14 protein-coding genes are annotated in these 20,375 nt (G+C 62.8%); 6 read left to right on the forward strand and 8 right to left on the reverse strand.

What is annotated here, in order from left to right; all coding sequences use genetic code 11:
* Positions 1-14: 14 nt before the first annotated feature.
* Positions 15-1,790 carry an FAD-dependent oxidoreductase gene (locus ACZ9H4_RS30430; RefSeq protein ID WP_408152211.1) on the reverse strand — a complete coding sequence of 592 codons (1,776 nt, stop codon included), beginning with the start codon at positions 1,788-1,790 and terminating at the stop codon, positions 15-17.
* Between the two features lie 117 nt (positions 1,791-1,907).
* On the opposite strand from ACZ9H4_RS30430, the gene ACZ9H4_RS30435 reads away from it, so the two are divergent.
* The 4 genes from ACZ9H4_RS30435 to ACZ9H4_RS30450 all read left to right on the forward strand — a co-directional run bounded on the left by ACZ9H4_RS30435 (position 1,908) and on the right by ACZ9H4_RS30450 (position 7,707).
* Positions 1,908-2,804 (forward strand): NAD-dependent epimerase/dehydratase family protein, encoded by an 897-nt coding sequence (locus ACZ9H4_RS30435; RefSeq protein WP_408152212.1) that lies wholly within the window; start codon positions 1,908-1,910, stop codon positions 2,802-2,804.
* A 164-nt stretch (positions 2,805-2,968) separates the two neighbouring features.
* Positions 2,969-4,267, forward strand: a complete 1,299-nt coding sequence (locus ACZ9H4_RS30440; protein WP_408141133.1) for an ABC transporter substrate-binding protein — start codon at positions 2,969-2,971, stop codon at positions 4,265-4,267.
* Between the two features lie 33 nt (positions 4,268-4,300).
* Positions 4,301-5,170, forward strand: coding sequence for a branched-chain amino acid ABC transporter permease (locus ACZ9H4_RS30445; protein ID WP_408141134.1), 870 nt, complete (start codon positions 4,301-4,303; stop codon positions 5,168-5,170).
* Positions 5,167-7,707, forward strand: a complete 2,541-nt coding sequence (locus tag ACZ9H4_RS30450; RefSeq protein ID WP_408152213.1) for a branched-chain amino acid ABC transporter ATP-binding protein/permease — start codon at positions 5,167-5,169, stop codon at positions 7,705-7,707. Before ACZ9H4_RS30445 ends, ACZ9H4_RS30450 begins: the two co-directional genes overlap by 4 nt.
* Before the next feature lie 68 nt (positions 7,708-7,775).
* On the opposite strand, the gene ACZ9H4_RS30455 is transcribed toward ACZ9H4_RS30450, so the two are convergent.
* Entirely contained in the window at positions 7,776-9,170 is a 1,395-nt protein-coding gene (locus ACZ9H4_RS30455) for an MFS transporter (protein ID WP_408323329.1), read from the reverse strand.
* A gap of 113 nt (positions 9,171-9,283) precedes the next feature.
* On the opposite strand from ACZ9H4_RS30455, the gene ACZ9H4_RS30460 reads away from it, so the two are divergent.
* Entirely contained in the window at positions 9,284-10,156 is an 873-nt protein-coding gene (locus tag ACZ9H4_RS30460) for a LysR family transcriptional regulator (protein WP_408323330.1), read from the forward strand.
* Between the two features lie 357 nt (positions 10,157-10,513).
* A complete protein-coding gene (locus ACZ9H4_RS30465) occupies positions 10,514-12,601 on the forward strand; it encodes a TonB-dependent receptor (protein ID WP_408323331.1) in 2,088 nt (695 codons plus the stop codon).
* A gap of 186 nt (positions 12,602-12,787) precedes the next feature.
* On the opposite strand, the gene ACZ9H4_RS30470 is transcribed toward ACZ9H4_RS30465, so the two are convergent.
* From ACZ9H4_RS30470 to ACZ9H4_RS30495, 6 genes are read right to left on the reverse strand one after another with little or no spacing between them, the layout of a single operon-like run.
* Positions 12,788-14,017 carry an aromatic ring-hydroxylating oxygenase subunit alpha gene (locus ACZ9H4_RS30470; protein WP_408152217.1) on the reverse strand — a complete coding sequence of 410 codons (1,230 nt, stop codon included), beginning with the start codon at positions 14,015-14,017 and terminating at the stop codon, positions 12,788-12,790.
* 47 nt (positions 14,018-14,064) lie between these two features.
* Positions 14,065-14,871 carry a siderophore ferric iron reductase gene (locus ACZ9H4_RS30475; RefSeq protein WP_408152218.1) on the reverse strand — a complete coding sequence of 269 codons (807 nt, stop codon included), beginning with the start codon at positions 14,869-14,871 and terminating at the stop codon, positions 14,065-14,067.
* A 2-nt stretch (positions 14,872-14,873) separates the two neighbouring features.
* Positions 14,874-16,760: an IucA/IucC family protein gene (locus ACZ9H4_RS30480; RefSeq protein WP_408152219.1), complete on the reverse strand. Its 1,887-nt coding sequence runs from the start codon at positions 16,758-16,760 to the stop codon at positions 14,874-14,876.
* Positions 16,757-17,422, reverse strand: coding sequence for a GNAT family N-acetyltransferase (locus ACZ9H4_RS30485; RefSeq protein ID WP_408141142.1), 666 nt, complete (start codon positions 17,420-17,422; stop codon positions 16,757-16,759). Before ACZ9H4_RS30485 ends, ACZ9H4_RS30480 begins: the two co-directional genes overlap by 4 nt.
* Positions 17,412-18,665: an MFS transporter gene (locus ACZ9H4_RS30490; protein ID WP_408152221.1), complete on the reverse strand. Its 1,254-nt coding sequence runs from the start codon at positions 18,663-18,665 to the stop codon at positions 17,412-17,414. Before ACZ9H4_RS30490 ends, ACZ9H4_RS30485 begins: the two co-directional genes overlap by 11 nt.
* On the reverse strand, positions 18,662-20,056 hold the full coding sequence (locus tag ACZ9H4_RS30495; protein ID WP_408152222.1) for a lysine N(6)-hydroxylase/L-ornithine N(5)-oxygenase family protein: 1,395 nt from the start codon (positions 20,054-20,056) through the stop codon (positions 18,662-18,664). The genes ACZ9H4_RS30490 and ACZ9H4_RS30495 overlap by 4 nt, the downstream gene beginning before the upstream one ends.
* Positions 20,057-20,375: the final 319 nt, after the last annotated feature.

Consider the following 20,375-nt stretch of genomic DNA (forward strand, 5'->3'; position numbering starts at 1 on the left):
CGTCGCTCAAGCCTTTATCTGGTGGCCTGAAAATGCTCCTGCGGCGCGCTCGAATCAAACCGCGTTGGCGCGGCCGAATCCCGCGCGGCGCGAGCCGCATTTTTAGCGATCCGCCAGCCAAACACGATCGCAGGGCCGAGCGTCGTCCCCGGACCAGGATAGGTGCCGCGGAAGATCGACGCAAGGTCGTTGCCGCATGCGTACAGGCCGGGTATCACATGCCCGTCGTTATCGAGCACCTGGCCATCGGCGTTGCCCGCGAGCCCGGCGCTGCAGGCGAGATCCGCAGGCCACACCGTCACCGCATAGTACGGGCCGGCGCCGATCGCACGGATGCACGGATTGGGCTTCTGCGCGGCATCGCCGTTGAAGCGGTTCATCGGACTCGAGCCGCGCTGAAACGCGGGGTCGAGGCCTTGCGCCGCGCCGCGATTGTAGGTGGCGACCGTGCGTTCGAGGCCCGCTGCATCGACGCCCAGCTTCGCGGCCAGTTCGGCCAGTGTCTCGCCCTTGATCAGATAGCCCGCCTTTTCGAAACTGGCGATGCGCGCGCCGCTTCGTTCGCGCATCAGCAGTCCGAGGCCATAGTCGCGAATGAACGCCGCATCCACGATCAAATGCGCGGGTGCGCTTTCGCCTTTCGCGTCGCGCAACATGCCCATCACGAAGTCATGATACGAGTCCGACTCGTTGACGAACCGTTCGCCGCGGCGGTTCACCGCGATCAGCCCGGGTTTCGCCCGATCGAGAATGATGTGCGGCCAGACCGCGTCCTGTCCGTTGCCTGAGCGCAGGATCGAGCAGGGCATCCAGAGACCGGGGCTGTCGTGGCCGTCGTGCAACCGGGCGTTGATCTTGAGCGCACTGCCGACGCCGTCGCCGGTATGCGTGTCGGGCGACAGCGACAACGGTTGAGCCCCGGCGGGAAACAACTGCTTGCGCAGCACCGGATGACGCGTAATGCCGCCAGTCGCCAGCACTACGCCACGACGCGCGCGAATCCGCTTGCGTCCCACGCCTTTCTGTTCGACCACGGCGCCCGTGACTTCGCCTTGCTCGATCACGAGTTCAACCAGCGGCGTGTCGAAGCGGACTTCCACCTTCTGTTTGCGCAAGCTGTAAAAGAGCCGCGCCGCCAGCGCATTGCCCATGACGAGCTGCGTGCCGCGCGGATAGCGCAGCCGGTCGAGCATATAGCGGCCCACCACGGCCAGCGTGCGCGAGAAATTTTTCTTCGACGCGAAAGGCGCGAGCAGCGCGTCCAGATCGGTGCGCGCGACCATCATGCCGCCCAGGCCCATGAACTCCTTGCGCGGCGGCCTCACGCGGACGAACTCGTCGCCGAGCAGGCGGCCGTCGAATGCGACCGGCGCCAACGCGCGTCCGCCAAATGCAGCGCCCGGCCCCGCCACATAGTCCGGGTGGGCCGTGGCCGCGACGAACTTCACGTCGCTGATGCGTTGCAGTTCGTCGATTGCCTCCGGGCCGCTTTCCAGAAACGCCGCGCGCGCTTCGTCGCCGCCGCGCTCGCCGACCACCGAGGCGAGGAAGCGCCGCGCGTCGTCGACGCTGTCGGGCACACCGGCGCTCGCGCTCAGACTCGTGCCGGGCACCCACGTGGTGCCTCCGGAGGTGGACGTGATGCCGCCGACCGCATCCGTCTTTTCGCACACGAGAACCCTGATGCCTTCGTGATGGGCCACCAGCGCGGCGGTCATGCCGCCGGCTCCGGCACCGAACACGAGCAGATCGGTTTCCTCGTCCCACTGTGTTTGTCTCGCTTCGTTCATCGCCTGGATGTCTCCTTGTGCCGGGGCACGGAAATATGTAGAACAAGTTTTATTATTGGAATAGTATTCCATAAACCTCAAAAATCAAAATTTTCACGCACATTGGAGGAGCAAACGATGCGGGTCCTGGTGACGGGCGGAAGCGGCTTTCTTGCCGCATGGATCATGCGGCGTCTATTGGCGCGCAATGTCAGCGTGCGGACGTTCGACACGCGTCGCGACCCGCGCCTCCTGGGCGAACTCGTGCCGGAGAGGGCGCGCGAAGTCGAATGGGTGACGGGCGACATTTCCGTGGCGAGCGACGTGAGGCGTGCGCTGCAAGATTGCGACGGCGTCATTCATCTCGCAGGCGTGCTGACGCCGAGTTGCGCGAGCGATCCAGTGCGCGGCGCGCAAATCAATCTGATCGGCACGCTGAACGTATTCGACGCGGCGCGCGCGGCGGGTCTGCGCAGTGTGCTGTATGCGAGCAGCGCGGGGGTCTTCGGTCCCGACGACGGCGCGCGGCCGCATCCGCAGACGCACTACGGCGCATTCAAGCTCGCCTGTGAGGGATCGGCGCGAGCCTATTGGAATGACTGCGGTATCGCCAGCATCGGCTTCCGCCCGCTTGTGGTGTATGGCGCGGGGCGCGAGAGCGGCTCCAGCGCGGGGCCGAGTCTCGCCTGCCGCGCGGCGGCGCGCGGCGACGCGTACACGATCCCGTTCACGGGATCGACGGGCCTCGTATTTGCCGACGATGTCGCCGCCGCCTACGAGGCCGCGCTGTTTGCCCCGGCGCAGGGTGCGCACGTGTTCACGCTGGCAGGAGAGATCGCTTCAGTCGATAGCGTGATCGAGCGGTTATCTGTGCTCGCACCCGGCGCGCGTCTTGGCGCCGCCGGCGCGCCGTTGCCCATCGCCACTGACTTTCCGCACGACCCGGCGCTCGACAGGTTGCTGCCGGATTTGCCGGCCACGTCGCTGGAAGACGGCTTGCGGCAGACCTTGGCGTTCTACCGCGAGCGACGGTAGCGCACGCGCCACTCATTTTTCCGAACCTCCCATATTCACGAAAACCCTGTAAGGGTTGAAGATTGTTGAATCATATTCCAGTTAAAACTACTATTCAGAAAAATTGGAATCGGCGGCGACAGACCTCGCTGCCGTTATGAATGGGCAAACAGGAGCGGAGACAGATGAGCGAGAACCACGGTGGCGACAACAAAGAGCGCGGCAACGCAAGCGAGACGCCGGGAGCAATGACGCGGCGCGACTGGCTGGCCGCGGCCGGCAAGACGCTCGCGAGCGGCGCGGCCATGATGGCCGCACCGGCCTTCGTGCGAGCGCAGGGTGACCAGCCGCTGAAGCTCGGCCTCGTGATCGCGAAGCAGGGCGTGTGGACCGAGCAGGGCGAGATGATCGCGAACGGCGTGAAGCTGGCGCTGGCCGATGCCGGCAATCAGGTGCGCGGCCGGCGTGTCGATCTGATCTGGTACGACGAGCCGAACCCGCAATCGGCGCAGCAGAACATGCAGAAGCTCGTCGACGAAGACAAAGTGGTCGCGGTGATCGGCGGCACCAATAGCGGCACGTCGCTCGCGATGGCCTCCGTGGCTAACCGCACGAAAGTGCCGTACATCTCGCCGAATGCGGCTGCCCGCGAACTCACCGGCAGCAGTTGCAACCCTTACACGTTCCGCACGCTCGCGCCCACGCCGGTGACATGCCGCGCGCTCGCGCCGTCGCTCCTCGCGAAGGGCAAGCGCTGGCACTTCCTCGTCGCGAATTACGCGTATGGCCAGGACATTCAGCGCGCGATGTCGGAACTGCTCAAGCAGGCTGGCGGCACGATGACGGGCGCGGACGTCACGCCGTTGAACACCACCGATTTCAGCTCCTTCATTCTCAAGATCAGGCAAACCAAGCCGGACGTGGTGGTACTCGGTTTGCCCGGCGGTGACCTGTCCACATTTCTCAAGCAGTACGCCGAAATGGGCATGAGAGGGACGATTCCGGTGGCCTGCCCGATCATCGGCGACTCGGACCTGTGGGCAATCAGTCCCGATGCCGCAACCGGCTACTACGGCAAGCCCTGGCATTTCAGCTCGCCCGGCCATACGCCGGCGGAACTGGCCTTCATCAAGAGCTATACGGCGAAGTACGGCAAGCCGCCCGCCGACAAGGCATGGCTCGGCTGGTTCTCGACCCGGGGCCTGCTCGAAGGCATCAAGCAGGCGAAGAGCACGAGCGGCGCGGACATCGCGTCGAGCCTCGAAACCGTCAAGCTCGACGACGGCGCCGTGCCCGCTTACTACCGCGCGTGGGACCACCAGATGGTGCGTCGCTGGAGCGTGTTCAAGGTGAAGGACCACGTCACCGACAAATGGGACTGGCTCGACCAGGTGTCGGTCGTGCCGCAGAACGCCGCCGACGTCGACAAGCTTTACGGCTCGCGCCAGGAAGTCGGCTGCACGATGCCGCCGCGCCAGATCTGATCCTTCAAGCACGCTGCTACCGGGAGTACGGACATGGCAGAAATTGTCTTGTCCCAGATCGCCAATGGCTTGGTGCTGGGATTCCTTTACGTCTTGCTCGCGATCGGGCTGTCGATCATCTGCGGGCTGCTTGGCATCGTCAACTTCGCGCACGGGGCGCTGTTCGCGCTCGGCGCGTACTTTGCGATTGCGCTGTCGACGCACTTCGGCTGGTGGGCGGTCGTGCTCGCCCCCGTGCTGGTTGCCGCGGTCGGCATGCTGATCGAGGTCGTGTTCATTCGCCGGCTCTATGGCAAGGAGCCACTGCTGGGATTGATCGTCACGTTCGCGCTCTCGCTGCTGTTGACCGCGCTGATCCGGCTCGTGTGGGGCGCGGGCGGCTTGCCGTTCAGTCCGCCGGCGGCACTCTCGGGCTTCATCGTGTATGGGCCGTTGCTGCTCACGAAATACCGCCTGTTCGTGCTCGTCACGACGGTCGTGATCCTGCTCGCGCTGTGGTGGTTTCTCAAGTTCACGCCGTACGGACGCATCCTGCGCGCCGGCAGTCGCGACCCGGAAATGGTCGGCTTGCTCGGCATCAATCTGCCGCGCGTGCTGACCGGTGCATTCGGACTCGGTGCATTGCTGGCTGGTGCGGCCGGTCTGCTCGCCGCGCCGCTGCTGACCGTCACGCCGAGCATGGCGACGGCCGCCGTGATGCCGGCCTTCGTGATCGTTACGATCGGCGGGCTCGGCTCGTTCGCGGGCGCGGTGGTCGCGGGCCTGCTGGTGGGCGTCGTCACCGCGCTGGCGGTGCAGTTCTTCCCCGAGGGTTCGGCCGTCGCGATGTACGTGCTGATGGCGCTCGTGCTGCTCGTGCGCCCACGTGGGCTCTTCGGTGAACGTTGGGAGCGCTTCGAATGAATCTCAAACTCGTCTCAAGGCATCCGGTCGCGCTCCTCGCGATCTGCCTCGTTGTCGTCTCGGCGTTGCTCGCGCTGACCGGCACGCCGCTCGAACGTGCGACGCAGGTGGCGATCTATGCGCTGTACGGCATGGGCGTGAATCTGCTGGTCGCGTATACCGGGCTCGTGCCGTTCGGCGCGTCGGTATTCTTCGGGACGTCGACGTATCTGGTCGCCGTGTCGCTGCAGCGCTACGTGCATAACGAAGTGCTCGCTCTCGCGTTGAGCGTCGCGCTTTCGGCGGGGATGGCGTTGCTGATCGGCGCGGTGGTGTTGAAGCGGCGCGGACTTTACTTCTCGCTGCTGACGCTGGCGTGCTCGCAGATTGCCTTTGAGATCGCCTTCAAATGGACCGACGTGACCGGCGGCGAGAACGGGCTGCAGGATATACCGCGTCCGATGTTCGCGACCTTCCCGGCGTTCCACGTGTTTGCCTGCGTGACGGTGGTGGCGGCCGCGTGGATCTTGTGGCGCCTCGTTCACTCGCCGTTCGGTCGCGCGTTGCAAGCACTGCGCGACAACGAACAGCGCGCGTCGAGCCTCGGCTATGACACCTATCGTCTGAAGCTGTTTTCTTTCGTGGTGTCCGCGGCCATCATCGGCTATGCGGGCGGCTTGCTCTGTCTGATGTTGCAAGGCGCGTACGCGAACAACCTGAGCTGGGAACACGCGGGCGACAGTCTGCTGATGACCGTGCTCGGCGGCGTGCACCAGTTCCTCGGGCCGCTGTGGGGCGCGATTGCCTTCATTCTGCTCGAAGACAAATTGAGTGGTCTGACGGAGCATTGGTGGCTGCTGTTCGCGCCGATCATCATTGCCTTTGCGTTCTTCTCGCCCGAAGGGATTCAGGGGCTGGTGCAGCGCGTACTGAAGAGACCGCGCTGGACGCTCGTGCGTGACACGATTCCGGCACGTCCCGCTGTCATCGAGCCGTATAAAAGCGCGCGTATCGATGCCGATCCCGACAAGCCAATCCTGTCGGTGCGTGGTTTGTCGAAGCAGTTTGGCTCGCTGGTCACCGCCGACAAGATCGATCTCGATGTGTTTCCATATCGGTTACACAGCTTTATCGGTCCGAACGGCGCGGGCAAGACGACCTTCTTCAACATGCTGACCGGTGTGCTGCAACCGACGGCCGGACGTATCGTCTTCGATGGTCAGGATGTGACGCGCGTGGCGATGTTCAAGCGCGTGCGTCTCGGCATGAGCCGCTCGTTCCAGATTCTGAGCGTGTTTCCTCATCTGACGGTGTTCGAGAACGTACGCGTGGCGGTGCAGGCGGCTGAACGAAAACGTCTTGGCATGTGGCGCGATGCGCATGGCTGCGCGCAGCAGAATGCCCGCACGTGGTCGCTGCTGGCGGCGGTCGGCCTCGCCGACAAGGCTGCTGCCGCGTGCGAGAACCTGTCGCACGGTGAACAGCGTCTGCTTGAAATCGCCATTTCGCTGGCGACTCAGGCGAAGATTCTGCTGCTGGACGAACCGCTCGCGGGGCTGGCCGAAGCGGATCGCGAGATCGTTGCGAAGATCGTACGCGAACTCGCGAATCATCATGCGGTGGTGTTGATCGAACATGATATCGACCGCGTGCTCGCCATTTCCGACCGCATCAGCGTGTTGCACCGCGGACATCTGATTGCCGATGGTGCGCCGGCGGAAGTGGCCGCGCATCCGGAAGTCATCGAAGCGTACATGGGCCGCTCGAAGCTGACGCTGCCGATCGCCGAGCGCGTGAACACGCGCGTGGCGCGCGCAGCGGCGACGAAGCCGCTGCTGAGCATCAGGAATCTGAAGGCCGGTTATGGCGGCAACACGATTCTCGACGGTCTCGACCTCACGCTCAACGAAGGCGAGGTGGTGGCGATTCTCGGCCGTAACGGCGTGGGCAAGACCACCACGCTGCGCGCAGCCACCGGAGTCGTGCAGATCAATGCCGGCACGATCACCTTCGACGGACGCGACATCACCCACGAGCCGAGCCATGTGATCAACCGGCTCGGTCTCGCGATGGTGCCGGAGGGCAGGCGGCTGTTCCCGAACCTGACGGTTTATGAAAACCTGCGTCTCGCGGCGCGCAAAGGCGGCGCGAGCGTCGAAGAAATCTATGCGCTCTTTCCGCGTCTGGCTAACCGGAAGGACACGCGCGCAGAGAATCTCTCGGGCGGCGAGCGGCAGATGGTGGCGATTGCCCGCGCGTTGATGGCACCGGCAAAAGCGATCCTGCTCGACGAACCGTTCGAAGGGCTCGCGCCGGCCGTCGTGCAGGAAGTGCTCGATGCGGTGGTGCGCTTGCGCGAGCGCGCGAGTGTGATCATCGTCGAGCATCAGGCGGACATGGTGCTGCCGATCGCGGACCGCGTGTATGTGCTCGTCAACGGACGCGTGGCGTATCAGAACACCGCCGAAGCGCTGGAGCGTGACGAGTTCACGCAGGCGCGGCTGTTGGGTGTCATGCACGACGACGCGGCGCCTGCTCCGGAGGTCAGGACGGCGTGATCGAAATGGGGCGCCCGCTGCGTTTGTCACTGCGGCGGGCGCAGTGTGATCGTCTGGGGACGGTCTTATCAGTCCGAGGCCAGAATGTCGCATGCGGTCTCGATGCATTTGGCGCGTGGTGATCGAATTCCGTACAGACACATCACGCTGCCGGCCAACAGCAACGCTGCGGCGGTCATCAAGGAAAGATGCATGCCTCGCATGAACGCATCAGGGCGGGGATCGCGCACGAAAAACCCGAAGACCGCCACGCCGAGCATGCCGCCTACCTGCCTCGCGGCGTTCAATATGCCCGATGCGATGCCGGATCGGGACGCCTCCACGGACGACAACGTGAGGTTTGTCATGGTCGGCACCATGAGCGCAATCCCGCTCGCGGCAATGAGCATTGGCACGATCAGCAACCGGTACGAGCCGTTCAGACTGACTGGCAGGAGAAGCAGGTAACCCGACGCGGCAATCACCATCCCCGCGATCATCAGTTTCTTTGCGCCGAGCCGGTTGAGCAGGCGGGCCGCCAGAATGTTCACCGCCATCAGCACAACGGTCATGGGTAAGAATGCGAGTCCCGTCCTCTGGGCGGACAGATGCTGCTCGATCTGAAAGAAGAGGCTGAAAACAAAGATCAAACCGTAGTACGCAAAGTTGACGATGACACCGGCGGCCGACGCTGTGGCAAACGTGGCGGTTCGAAACAGCGCCAGCGGGAACATGGGTTGCGTACTGCGCGACTCCACCCAGACAAAAGCCAGCATGAAGATCACGGCAAGCAGCAGCGCGCCATAGACCAGCGGATGATCGAATCCAAAATGGGCTGCTTCCGTGATGCACACGGTCAAAGCGCTTAGCGCCAGGATTGCAGCCAGTTGACCGGGAAGATCGATGCTTCGGCCAGGCGCTGGTTGTGCGTCGGCCGCATGACGCAGAGTGAGCGCCGCCCCCACGATGCCGATGGGCAGATTGAGCAAAAATATGCTGCGCCAGCCGACATGAGTGACCAGCAGTCCACCGAGGACGGGGCCCGCGGCCAGCGCAATGCCCCCTGCCGCACCCCACCATCCCACCGCGCGGCTTCGTTGCTCGGTGTCGGGGAAGGCCTGCCGCAGCATGGCCAGCGAATTGGGTACGAGCAGCGCGGCGCCTATCCCTTGCACGACACGCGCGATCACCAGAAGCGCCAACGAGTTGGCCATTCCGCACATGATCGACGCCGCCGTAAACACGGTGAACCCTGCGGTGAAGGCTCGCTTTGCGCCGAAACGGTCGCCCAGAACGCCCGTGGTGAGAAGAAGTGAAGCGAACGCCAGCGTGTACGCGTTGACGACCCATTGCAGGCCGGTCACGTCTGTCGCGAAGCGGCTTCTGAGGGCGTCGAGTGCCACGTTCACGACGCTGACATCGAGCAGGACGACGACGAAGCCCAGCCCTGCGGCGGCGAGCGTGCCGCGTTGATTGCGGCTCATGGACATGCTCATCTGGAACGACCCCGATCGATTGAACGAGTATCGATGTTAGGCAGAATAGCTTTGTGCGAATATTCCACATCACCGCACACCGTCCTTGAGAAAATGCACAGATGTTCGATTGGGAAAATATTCGTCATTTCCTGGCGGTCGCCCGCATCGGTACGTTGTCAGGGGCCGCACGCAAACTGAAGGTGGATCACGCGACCGTGAGCCGCCGCTTGAGCGCACTCGAGGATCAGGTCAAGACTCGCCTGGTCGAACGGCTTCCCAGAGCCTGCAAGCTCACGCCGGCCGGGCAGCGTGTTTTCGAACTGGCGCAAGGCATGGAGGACAACGCCTACGCGATCGAGCGATTCCTCGATGCCAGCCTTTCCCCGCTGAGCGGCAAAGTCACGCTGAGCGCGCCACCGGTGCTCGTAGCCAGTTTTCTGGTGAAGCATCTGCGGGCTTTCCGGCTTGCCCATCCCAGCATCCAGTTGTCCGTTTCGGGCGACGCACGGCAGGTTTCGCTCAGCCGAAGAGAGGCGGATATCGCCTTACGGCTGCTTCGTCCCGATGAAGCGACCAGCGTAATACGCAAGCTCGGGCGTATGCCTTTCGACTTGTACGCGAGCCGGGACTATCCGCATTTGCATAATCCCGCTGCCTGGGAGTTCATCGTCTACGATGCCGGCTTCGCGGAGATGCCCCAGCAAAAGTGGTTGATGAGCGTTGCAAACGGCAGACCGATTGCTTGCGAGATCAGCGATATCACGGGCCACCTCGCCGCGACTCAGGCAGGCGCGGGTGTAGCTGGCTTGCCTTGCTTTCTGGCGGAGACGAGTGCGAATCTGCAACGCCTGCCACACGATGGCGAATCGTTTTCACGGGACATCTGGATGGCCGTGCATCGGGATTTGCGTCGTTCGCCCCATGTCCGGGCAGTGATGGACTTTCTCCTGAAAATCGTCGCGGAAAATCCCGATTTCATGACGAGCGGGTAGAAAGCGGATGTTTGGCCGTCACAACGAGTCCGTCCAACATCAGCTTCGCCACAGTTTCGACAAGGCAACGCCTGTTGACGCCGCTGGCCGAAATTCGAGCAGGTCTCCTCCCTGAAGAGACGCGCGGGCGTATGCATGCTTGCGCTTACCCGTTCAAGGGCGCCGCCGCGCGCACAAATACGAACGACGATCACTCTTCTTTTCTTAAATGTAATGTTATAACATACAGCTCCGTAACCTGAGGAAGAGACCACCCTTCAGGAATTTTGTCGACCACATGGCGGCGGTTCTGTGCAATGTTATATCGTTTCGATTCGACGCGCCGCCGGGGTCGAAGTCAACCCTTAGAAAAAGATCGTGAACAGACAACCTATACGCTCCATCGCGCGGCGGGCCCGCCGGCTATCGCCTGCTTCATTGGCCTTGCTCGCGTTCGCTGCGCAAGCCCAGCAACAGAATGCGACGCCGGAGGCATTGCCCGGGGGCGCGCTTGCGCCCGTCTTCGTCACCGCGAACCCACTGGGCTCGACCGACCTCATCGCGCCGGCGACTGCGCTGTACGGCGACGCGCTCACCTTCAGACAAACGAATTCACTCGGCGAAACGCTCAACGGCCTGCCCGGCGTGTCCACGACGACGTATGGGCCGATGGTGGGTCGTCCGATCATCCGTGGCATGGATGGGGATCGCATCCGCATTCTGCAGAACGGGGTGGCGGCCTGGGACGCATCGTCGCTGTCGTACGACCACGCCGTGCCGCAGGAACCCCTCACGGTCGATCGCGTCGAGATCGTCCGAGGGCCCGCGGCACTTCTCTATGGCGGCAACGCCATCGGTGGCGTCGTCAATACGATCGACAACCGTATTCCGCGCGAGCCGATCACCGGCGTCACGGGTGCAGTCGACGCGAGCTACGGCGGGGCCAACGACGCGCGCGCCGGCGCGGCCCTCGTCGAAGGAGGCAATGGGCAATTTGCATTTCACGTCGATGCGTTCGATCGGGACACCGGCACGCAACGTATTCCAGGTTTCGCGCACTCCGATCGCCAGCGCGCGCTCGACGGCCCGGATGCCGACGAGGCCTACGGCAGCATTCCAAACAGCGACGGCCGGTGGCATGGCGGCGCGCTCGGCGGTGCGTACACCTGGGCCGATGGCTATGCAGGTCTGTCGTACAACGGCTACGACGGCAACTACGGCTCGGTCGCAGAAGACAACGTGCGGCTTCGCATGCATCAGGACCACGTAGCATTCGCCTCGGAGTTACGCAATCTGAGCGGGCCGTTCTCGCAACTGAAGTTCGATTTCGGCTACACGGACTACGAGCACAGGGAGATCGACAACGGCGAGACCAGCACGACCTTTCGCAACCATGGCTATGAAGCGCGTATCGAAGCGCGTCATCGGCAGATCGGCCCGTTCGAGGGTGCCGTGGGTGTGCAGATCAGCCAGAACACGTTTTCGGCGCTAGGCGACGAAGCGCTCGTCCCGACCACGCAGACCACCAACGTGGCGCTGTTCGGGCTGGAAGAGTGGAACGTCACCGACGCTTTCAAGCTCAGCGCGGGCGCACGCTACGAGCACGTAAAACAGGACCCCGTGGCCAACGGCAACGACAGGTTCGCGAGTGCGACAGACCGCGACTTCAATGCGCTCAGCGCGTCGCTCGGTGCGTTGTACAAACTGTCGCCAGTGTGGTCGGTGGCGGGCAATGCCGCCTATACGGAGCGCGCGCCGGCGCTGTACGAACTCTATGCAAACGGGCCGCACGATGCGACGGGCCAGTATCTGATCGGCAATCCGGATGCACAGAAAGAGAAGGCCGTGTCGACCGATCTGTCATTGCGCTTTGCGAGTGGCCCGAACAAGGGTAGCGTTGGCGTGTTCTACAGCCGCTTCAAGAACTATCTGACCGAATTCAACACGGGGCGTCTCGTCAACGACGACGGCGAAGTCGTGCCGCGCGGTACCGACGATGCGTTGAACGAAGCGGTATATCGCGGCGTGCGCGCGGAGTTCTATGGCATCGAACTCGACGGCAGATGGCGCGTCTTCGAGAAAGGCGCGCACCAGGTGGACGTCGAACTCGTTGCCGATTACACGCATGCTCGCGACCTCGACAACGGCGAGGCGCTGCCTCGCATTGCGCCGCTGCGCGCGACGCTCGCGGTCGACTATGGCTACGGACCCTTCGGCGCTCGTGCGGAGATGGAGCATGCGTGGGCCCAGAATCGCGTCCCTGACAACGATCTGCCGACTTCGAGCTATACGAAGCTGGGCCTGATTTTGACGTATAAGTTCCACGTCGGCGCAACGAACTGGCTTGCGTATGTTCGCGGAGACAACCTCACGAATCAGGAGATCCGCTATGCAAGTTCGGTGGTCCGGGATATCGCGCCAGAGGGCGGCCGCAGTGTGATGGTCGGCATGCGTACTACGTTCTAGTTGGATCATGCGGGCATGCGCGATGGAGATACAGTGCCGCTGCCTTGGGCGGCTTCCTTGTCAGTTAGCGCATGCCTCGACGACACGCGCTTCCATGCGGCACCGGAGCGTCGCGTGCCGGCGGCGGATCGTCCGTATGCAAGATCGGCGAAGCAATCGCCGTCACGTACACTACGCACCCGGCCCTCAGCACACCGAATCCTCGACGACGCGCAGTTCAAACACCTTATGCTCCCCGCTCAGCGAACTCGCGGCAGGCGCGGCGAGCGCACGCCGATACCACGCATGAAAGTGGCGCATGCCATCTTCGAGCGGCGATTGATACGGTCCAGCGTCACTCACGCCGCGCCGGTGCAGACGCAGGCGCCCCGCATCCATGCGTTCGGCGATTTCATCGTCTTCGATCATTGTTTCCAGATACGCGGCGCGCTGCGCCTCGATGAATTCGCGCTCAAATGCCGCGATTTCCTCCGGATAGAAAAACTCGACGACGTTCAGCGTTTCCTGCGGTCCTTTCGGATGGAGCGTGGACACCACGAGCACATGCGGATAAAGCTCGATCATTTGCGTCGGAAAATACGCGAGCCAGATTGCGCCGAACGAGGGCGCGTCGCCGCCGCGATAGTCGAGCAGCCGGTCGTGCCACGCTCGATAAATATCCGACCCCGGCTGCGCGAGTGCGTTATGTATGCCGACCCGCTGCATACTGTATGTGTCGGCAAATTCCCAATCGAGGTCGTCGCAGGTCACGAATTTGCCCAGCCCCGGATGAAACGGAGCGACGTGATAGTCCTCCAGATAGACCTCGATGAAGGTCTTCCAGTTGTAATGACAGGTGTGCGTTTCGGTATGGTCGAGCACATAGCCGGAAAAATCGAATTCGGGGCGCGCGAACACTTTGGCCATATCCCGCGCGGGTTCACGCGGTCCTTCGTAGAGGAGTCCGTGGCAATTCTTCAGTGCGAAGCGTTCGAGATTACGGCAAGGCTTGCGTTCGAACTCGGGCGCCCCGATCAGTTCGCCCTTGCCGTCATAGGTCCAGCGATGCAGCGGGCAGACGATGTTGCCGCCGGTCGCGGCGAGATTGCCGCTCGACTGCGCGGCGCCGCCCACGTCGCCTGTTTCGCCGCCCAGCATCAGCGCCTGGCGATGACGGCACACGTTGGAGAGCAACTGCACGCCGCTCGCGTTGTGCACGAGGACGCGGCCGCCTTCCTCCTGCGGCAGACGGCGCCAGTCGCCAGGCGCGGGCACCGACTGTTCGTGGCCCACATAGAGCGCGGCGTTCGTGAAGATGCGCGCCATTTCGCGCTCGAACAGCGCTTCGTCGAAATAGGCGCTTGCCGGCAGTTGCAGCTGCGCGTCTTGCGCATCGGACGGCGGCGCGAGATGCGTCATGTTGCTGATGTCGTTCATCGGTCGTTTCCATTTCGGTTGGATGCCAGGTACGCGTGCGTTCGCGTTCACGCGGCCGGCATGGCATCCCGTTCCGCATTCAGGCGCACGATGCGCTCGCGTTGTTCCAGTCGCGGGCACGTGCTGCAAAGTTCGCCATCGCGCCGGCGATAGTGGTAGCAGCAGGTCTGGCGATCGAGCGCGAGCGCGCTCGCGCCGTCGCTGCGCGCGTAAGCGAAAAAGCCGCCGCGGCCTGCGAGTGCGAGCGCCCCGAGCCAACGCTCGCCGAGCGCTTCGATATGCGCGTGGCTCCAGCCGGGGTGCGTGGGTCGCAAAGCGAGCAGCGCCGCCAGCACGCAATCGGCCTGCATGCACCGCGCGGCGTGAGCATTGAGCCGGATGACGCTCGACAGTTCGTCGAAAATCTGCGCGCAGCAGGCGGCAATCTCACTCGCGGCGCGGTCGATCAGTGTGTCGGGATCGCCCTGCGCCGGCACGTGGTCGGGCAATCGCACTTCGCGGGTCCAGCCGTTCTCGATAGGCTGCTCGATGCGATCGAGCGACAGCGCGCGCTGCGCTGCGTGGACGCCGATCACGCTCAGGTAAATCGGCTGCCAGATCAGAATGCCCCAGCAGCGCAACGACCAGTACGCACGTCCGGTTTCGGGATATCCCTTGGTCCAGAAACTGAGCAGCGCTTCCAGCGCAACACGATTGCCGTCGCGACGGGGAGGGCGAAAGTGCGTTGCGCCACGCGCGGACTCGTCGTTGCGAGGCGGCGAAGAGCTTGCGCAGTCTGCGACCACCCCGCGCAAGCCAGGCACTACGCGTGCGGCGAGCCGCAGGAGATCTTCCAGTGTGCGGTTCGCCGTCATGCTTATGCCTCAACTGCTTCCGCGAGCGCACCCGTTGCGACTTCCTTCGGTGCCGCGCGCCGACCCGCGAGCGGGTTCTGGAGATTGCCCGCCATCTTCAGATTGCCAGCGGGGTCCGACAGATTGACCATCTGCAGATTGTTGCCGAGCTGCAGACGGTTGAGGCACGAATGCAGGAACTCCGGCGCGAACAGGTCGTACTCGGCAAACTTCTGCGCGAGCTGCGGATGCTCTGCCTGATAGCGTGCGACGCAGCTTGCCACCGAGTTCCAGAATACATCCTCGCTGCAGCAGCCGTGCTCGACGAGAATCTGGTTGACGTAGCGGAAGAATCCGTCGAACACGTCGATGAAAATCGCCAGCAGCTTTACGCGTTCAGGTACATCCACCGCGAGCCGTTTCACGTTGTCGGGGAGCGTGGCGTCCTTATTGAGGATCGCGGATTCCTCCGCGATGTCCTTCATGATCGCGCGCACCGGCACGTGGTTCTCCATCACGAGGATCAGGTTCTCGCCATGCGGCATGAACACCAGGTCGTGCGTGTAGAAGCAATGTACGAGCGGCGCGAGATACGCGTTCAGGTAGCGCTCGAGCCACGCCTGCACGCCGAGTCCGGACGCGTCGATGAGCGCGGGCAGCAGCGCGCGGCCGTGGCGGTCGGTGTGCAGCAGCGCCGCCATCGTCATCAGGCGTTGGCCTTCGCCCGCGAGTGTCAGCGGGTTCTCGCGCCAGAGTGCCGAAAACATCTTCTTGTAAGGACTGTCGACTTGCACGGCCGCTTCGTAATAGCGATTGCGAAAGCCGAGCGACGCGACTTCGCGCAGGATCGTGAAACCCTTCTGCTGCAAGTAGGGATCGCTCGCGACGAGGCCCTTGATGTAGTCGTTGATCGCCGGCGTGCCCGACATGTAGTACGGCGAAAGACCGCGCATGAATCCCATGTTGAGAATCGACAGCGAAGTCTTCACGTAGCGCTTCGAGCGGTCCGAGAGGTTGAAGAACGTCCGGATCGATTGCTGCGCGATATAGCGGTCGTCGCCATAACCCAGGCAGATGATGCGATTCGTCGCGACGTACGACGCGAACGCGATCGACAGCTTGTTGAACCACTGCCACGGATGAGCCGGCATCAGATGGTAGTCGTCGAAGTTACAGCCACTCGCTTCCACGATCTCCCTGAATCGCGCGATGGTTGGCGCGCCGAGTTCGTCGTCCATGAGGCGCGCGTAGTCGAGGTCGTCGCTGCAATGGAAGGCGGCGTTGTCCTTATGAACCGCGAGCCATACGACCTGAATCGGCGAACCTGCTTCCGGCGCGAACGCGCGATAGTCGCCCGCGTCGAAGCCGAGGCGGCCATTGTTGGCGACGAAGCCTGGGTGACCTTCACTCATCGCGGTTTCGATGGCCTGGAAGTCGGCGTTCAGCAGATCGGGCGTATCGGGGCCAACTTTAACCGCCTTGTACGCGGCGCCATACAGCGTGCTGCTGATTTCGTCGAGATAGATCGGCAGCATCTCTTCCTTGATGCCGAGACGACCCTTTACGTCGAGGATGAAGGCGAGCGCGTCCAGCGGTTGTTGCGCACCGTCCCGCGTCCACACGATCGACTCCGGACGAATGCTCCAGTGACGCAGCGCGAGTTGCCGTGCTTCGAAGCTGTAGATGCTCGTGCCGTCGTCGGACTTCACTTCGTAGCGGGCATGGTGTTCGCCGGGCGCGTCGCCGATTCGCGTCGGCTCGACGATCAGCTCATGCGCGTATTCGGCGAGCGCCTTGCGAACCAGCATGCGGTTGGCGTTAGCCCATACGTCGGGCGTGAGATGCACGGTGGCCTGTTGCGGGGCGAGCGTCACGTGTTGCATCGAAGGTTGCGTCGTCGGTTGAGTCATGACTTGAGATCCTTTGCGGTAGTCTTTTGAAGGGTGGCGTAAAAGTCGGCTCGCGTGCAGAACGCGAGCGAGGCGGTTTTCTCGCGGAACGCGACGTTCTTCGTATAGACGAAGCCCATCGCGCGGTTGAGTGCGTGGATACGCGTGTTACGCGCATCCGGTTCGACGACTATGCGCTCGGCGTCGAGGTGGTCGAACAGGAACGTCATCAGCGTCTGAAACACGCGGCGTGTATGACCGGGCACGGGCGTCGCGGCAGGTCCGACGAACAGATGCATGCCGAGGTCGCCGTCGCGCACGTCGTAGTGCTCGCCCGCTTCGTCGTGCGCCGGGTCGTAGCTCTCGAAGAGAAAGGCGCTCGCGCCATGCTGACTGCCGATCCATGCACGTGCGTGACCGGAGTCTTCGATGGCCTGATAGAACGCGGCGACCTGGTCGGCGCTCTTGTCCTGCATGTTCCAGAAGGCGGCGCGCTCTTCGATGAACCAGCGGTGCAGCGTGGGCGCGTCGCGTTTGACGTCGAGCGGGCGGATGTAAAAGCCGTTCACCGTTGCGCAGAGCGTTGCGTGGTGCGAGTTCGCGGGGTTATCTGCGAGTCGCGCGGCAGATAACGGCGCGGCCGCACGCAGTGCGATTTCGTCGGAGGCGATGTCAGTTCGCATGGCCGGTGGCTCCTGTGTTGGCAAGGTCGTTGGAAAGCGCGGCATCGGCGAGCGCGGTATGTTGCGTGTCGCGAGCGGGCCGGCGCTCGAGCAGCCAGATGCTCATGAGCGCGCACAGCAAGAGGCCCGCCGACGCGATGAAGAACGGCGCGCGCAAGCTGATTTCATCGACGATTGCGCCGGCGGCGAACGAAGCGAGCAGCACGCCGAGGTTCTGGAAGAAGTTGATCACGCTGAAGTCGGTCGCATACGAGGCGGGCGTACTGAGCGCGAACATCGTCACGTCGAGCTTGACGACGATCTGGAAGAACGCCCAGCCGAACAGCACGCGCCCGACGATGATCCACAGCGGTGCTTCGACGCCTTGCAGCAGCATGCCCACGGTGCAAAGCAGCAGATTCGGGATCATCTGATCCGGCAGGCGCCGGCCTTGTCCGGCGGTGTGCTTGTTGATATACAACGCGACGAGTGCGACCATGCCGGGAATCGCGAAAACGAGCCCGGAGAGCAACTCGCTCGGCGAGCCGCTCGTGTTTTGCCAGTAGGACGACATGAACGGCCGGATCAGGTACACGCAGAAGTCGAACGCAAGCATCAACAACGCGAGCCGCAAAATCGGCAACCGTGTGCTCAGCTTCGGACGCGCGTCCCCAGCCTGAGCGGTCGCTTCGTCTGCGAAGCGGCAGCGCCGTGCGATGGCGTGCGAGCGGATCAGCCACATGCAGATCGCCATCTGCGCGAAGTCGCCGGCGGCCATCGCGAAGATGCAGGTGTGCGCGTTCCAGACCTGCATCACGAAGCCGCCCGCAACAGCGCCCGCGATCGCGCCGAAGTGCACGACCACCGATAGCAGCCCGATCGTATGCGCGTGGGACTCCTTCGGCTCGAGCCGCATCATGTACGGGTACATCAGCAGATAGCTGCTCTTGCACATGAACATCGCGAGCGACAGCACCCAGAAGAGCGGCAGTGTCGACGCCCAGTAGCTCGCCATCGAAAGCACACCGGCTGCGCATTGCGTATAGACGAGAAGATGCATGGCGTCGAGCCGTTTGGCGATGCGTGCCCAGATGGGCAACGTCAGCATCACGACGATCGAAATGAACGCCACGTAGGCGCCCGCGTGCACAGGGCTCGTCACGCCGTAGCGCGCGGCGAAGAACTGCGGATAAAACGGAATCAGGATCGCGTCGCTGACGACCGCGAAGGTCGTCATGAGGATGATCATGTTGCGCAATTTCATCGCGCCTCCAAAGGCGCTTTCACGAACGCCTCCGTATCGGGCACCGAGAAATCTTGCAACGCGATGCGCCGCTCGATCTTGTAGTGCTCGACGCCGGTCAGTTCGCGCAGGATGCACGAATTGCGGTAGCAGCTCATGCCGAGGTCGGGATTGGTCAGCCCGTGGCTGAGAAGCCCGGCGTTCTGGACGAAGATATCGCGTTCGTTCACATCGATCGCATAGTTTCGCGACAGGAGGTAATGCCCGTTATCGTCCCAGCGGATGCGCTCGCGAATGCCGTCGATGAAACCCGGCACATTCTGCCGGTAGCCGGTCGCGAAGATCGCGCCGTCGGTGATGTGCGTGTACTGCACGCCCTCGTCGCGCTGCACGAAGTGCAGATGGTAGCGGTCGTCGATGTGATCGTGATGGCAGCCGGTCAGCTCCGAATTTGTGATGAGCCGCGCGTTACGATGACCGCGGCTGCGGCGGTCATCGAGCAGATCGTAGATCTGGTTGATCAACGAAGCATTCACGCCTTTGTAGAGACTGTCCTGCTTCGCAATGATGCTTTCGCGCACATTGCGCGGCAGGTTGTAGAAGTAGTCGATGTAGTCGGGCGAGATCATTTCCAGTGTGAGCTTGGTGTTCTCCATCTGGAAGAAGCGCGGTGAACGCGTGATCCACGTGAGCGAATAGTTGTACTTATCGCTTTCCTTGAGAAGATCGTGAAAGATTTCGGCGGCGCTCTGGCCGCTGCCGATCACCGCAATCGACCGCTTCTGCTGCAATTCGTGTTTGCACGCCACGTAATGCGCGCTGTGAATGCAGCGCTCGCGCATTTCGTCGCAACAGGCCGGCAGTTGCGGCACCGAACCCACGCCGACCACGAGCCGCTTCGCGCGATGCGCGAAGACTTCACCGGTGCGCACATGACGCCCGCTCACAACGTAATGGGCGCGCTCGCGATCGTATTCGACGTTCTCCACGCTAGAGCCGAAAGCGATGCTGGAAAGCTGCCTGATTGCCCATTTGCAGTAACGGTTATATTCCTCGCGGCTCAAATAGAAGCGCTCACGGATGTAATACGCGTAGAGCTTGCCCTCCTGCTTGCAGTAGTTCAGGAAGCTGAACTTGCTCTTCGGATCGGCGAGGCTGACGAGGTCGGCCAGAAAGGGATTTTGCAGCGTGGTGTCGTCGATCAGCATGCCGGGATGCCAGTCGAAGTCTTCGTTGCGTTCGAGGAAAAGACCGTGCAGATCGCGGATCGGATCGGCGAGACACGCGAGACTCAGGTTGAACGGGCCCAGACCGATCGCGATGAAATCGAGAACCGCCGGGTTCGTCCCGGCAACGGAGCCCGCACCTGCAGTACGGGGCTCGTGCTCATGGAAGATATTCGTTGTACTCATGATTGAGTTTCCTCTTTGACCGGGTAGGACCATGTTGGGATGCCATCAACGATGGACGGAAAACACGAGCGTCACGCAACGGACACAGTAGAACGCCGGCAGCGTGATAGGCGACTCAGGTGCGAATGAGATTGATTCGCGTTTGAGGATCATAGAAATTTCCTCGCCGTCTGGCAAGGTCAAATGACACATTAAAAGGAATCCGAATCAATAAATTGACTCGCTGCGCATGAACGAGCCATGAGCCGTATCGGCTGAAAAGTCGCTGTGGATCGAAGAAGCGTGGGATTGGTGGCGGTGTGCGCGGGGGGCGTCGGTC

The sequence above is a fragment of the Paraburkholderia sp. TE9906 genome (genome assembly GCF_056279605.1).

What these genes read in the sequence shown, in the direction of transcription:
- ACZ9H4_RS30430 (WP_408152211.1), bottom strand. Translation starts at nt 1,790, where the DNA reads ATGAACGAAGCGAGACAAACACAGTGGGACGAGGAAACCGATCTGCTC.
- ACZ9H4_RS30435 (WP_408152212.1), top strand. Translation starts at nt 1,908, where the DNA reads ATGCGGGTCCTGGTGACGGGCGGAAGCGGCTTTCTTGCCGCATGGATC.
- ACZ9H4_RS30440 (WP_408141133.1), top strand. Translation starts at nt 2,969, where the DNA reads ATGAGCGAGAACCACGGTGGCGACAACAAAGAGCGCGGCAACGCAAGC.
- ACZ9H4_RS30445 (WP_408141134.1), top strand. Translation starts at nt 4,301, where the DNA reads ATGGCAGAAATTGTCTTGTCCCAGATCGCCAATGGCTTGGTGCTGGGA.
- ACZ9H4_RS30450 (WP_408152213.1), top strand. Translation starts at nt 5,167, where the DNA reads ATGAATCTCAAACTCGTCTCAAGGCATCCGGTCGCGCTCCTCGCGATC.
- ACZ9H4_RS30455 (WP_408323329.1), bottom strand. Translation starts at nt 9,170, where the DNA reads ATGAGCCGCAATCAACGCGGCACGCTCGCCGCCGCAGGGCTGGGCTTC.
- ACZ9H4_RS30460 (WP_408323330.1), top strand. Translation starts at nt 9,284, where the DNA reads ATGTTCGATTGGGAAAATATTCGTCATTTCCTGGCGGTCGCCCGCATC.
- ACZ9H4_RS30470 (WP_408152217.1), bottom strand. Translation starts at nt 14,017, where the DNA reads ATGAACGACATCAGCAACATGACGCATCTCGCGCCGCCGTCCGATGCG.
- ACZ9H4_RS30475 (WP_408152218.1), bottom strand. Translation starts at nt 14,871, where the DNA reads ATGACGGCGAACCGCACACTGGAAGATCTCCTGCGGCTCGCCGCACGC.
- ACZ9H4_RS30480 (WP_408152219.1), bottom strand. Translation starts at nt 16,760, where the DNA reads ATGACTCAACCGACGACGCAACCTTCGATGCAACACGTGACGCTCGCC.
- ACZ9H4_RS30485 (WP_408141142.1), bottom strand. Translation starts at nt 17,422, where the DNA reads ATGCGAACTGACATCGCCTCCGACGAAATCGCACTGCGTGCGGCCGCG.
- ACZ9H4_RS30490 (WP_408152221.1), bottom strand. Translation starts at nt 18,665, where the DNA reads ATGAAATTGCGCAACATGATCATCCTCATGACGACCTTCGCGGTCGTC.
- ACZ9H4_RS30495 (WP_408152222.1), bottom strand. Translation starts at nt 20,056, where the DNA reads ATGAGTACAACGAATATCTTCCATGAGCACGAGCCCCGTACTGCAGGT.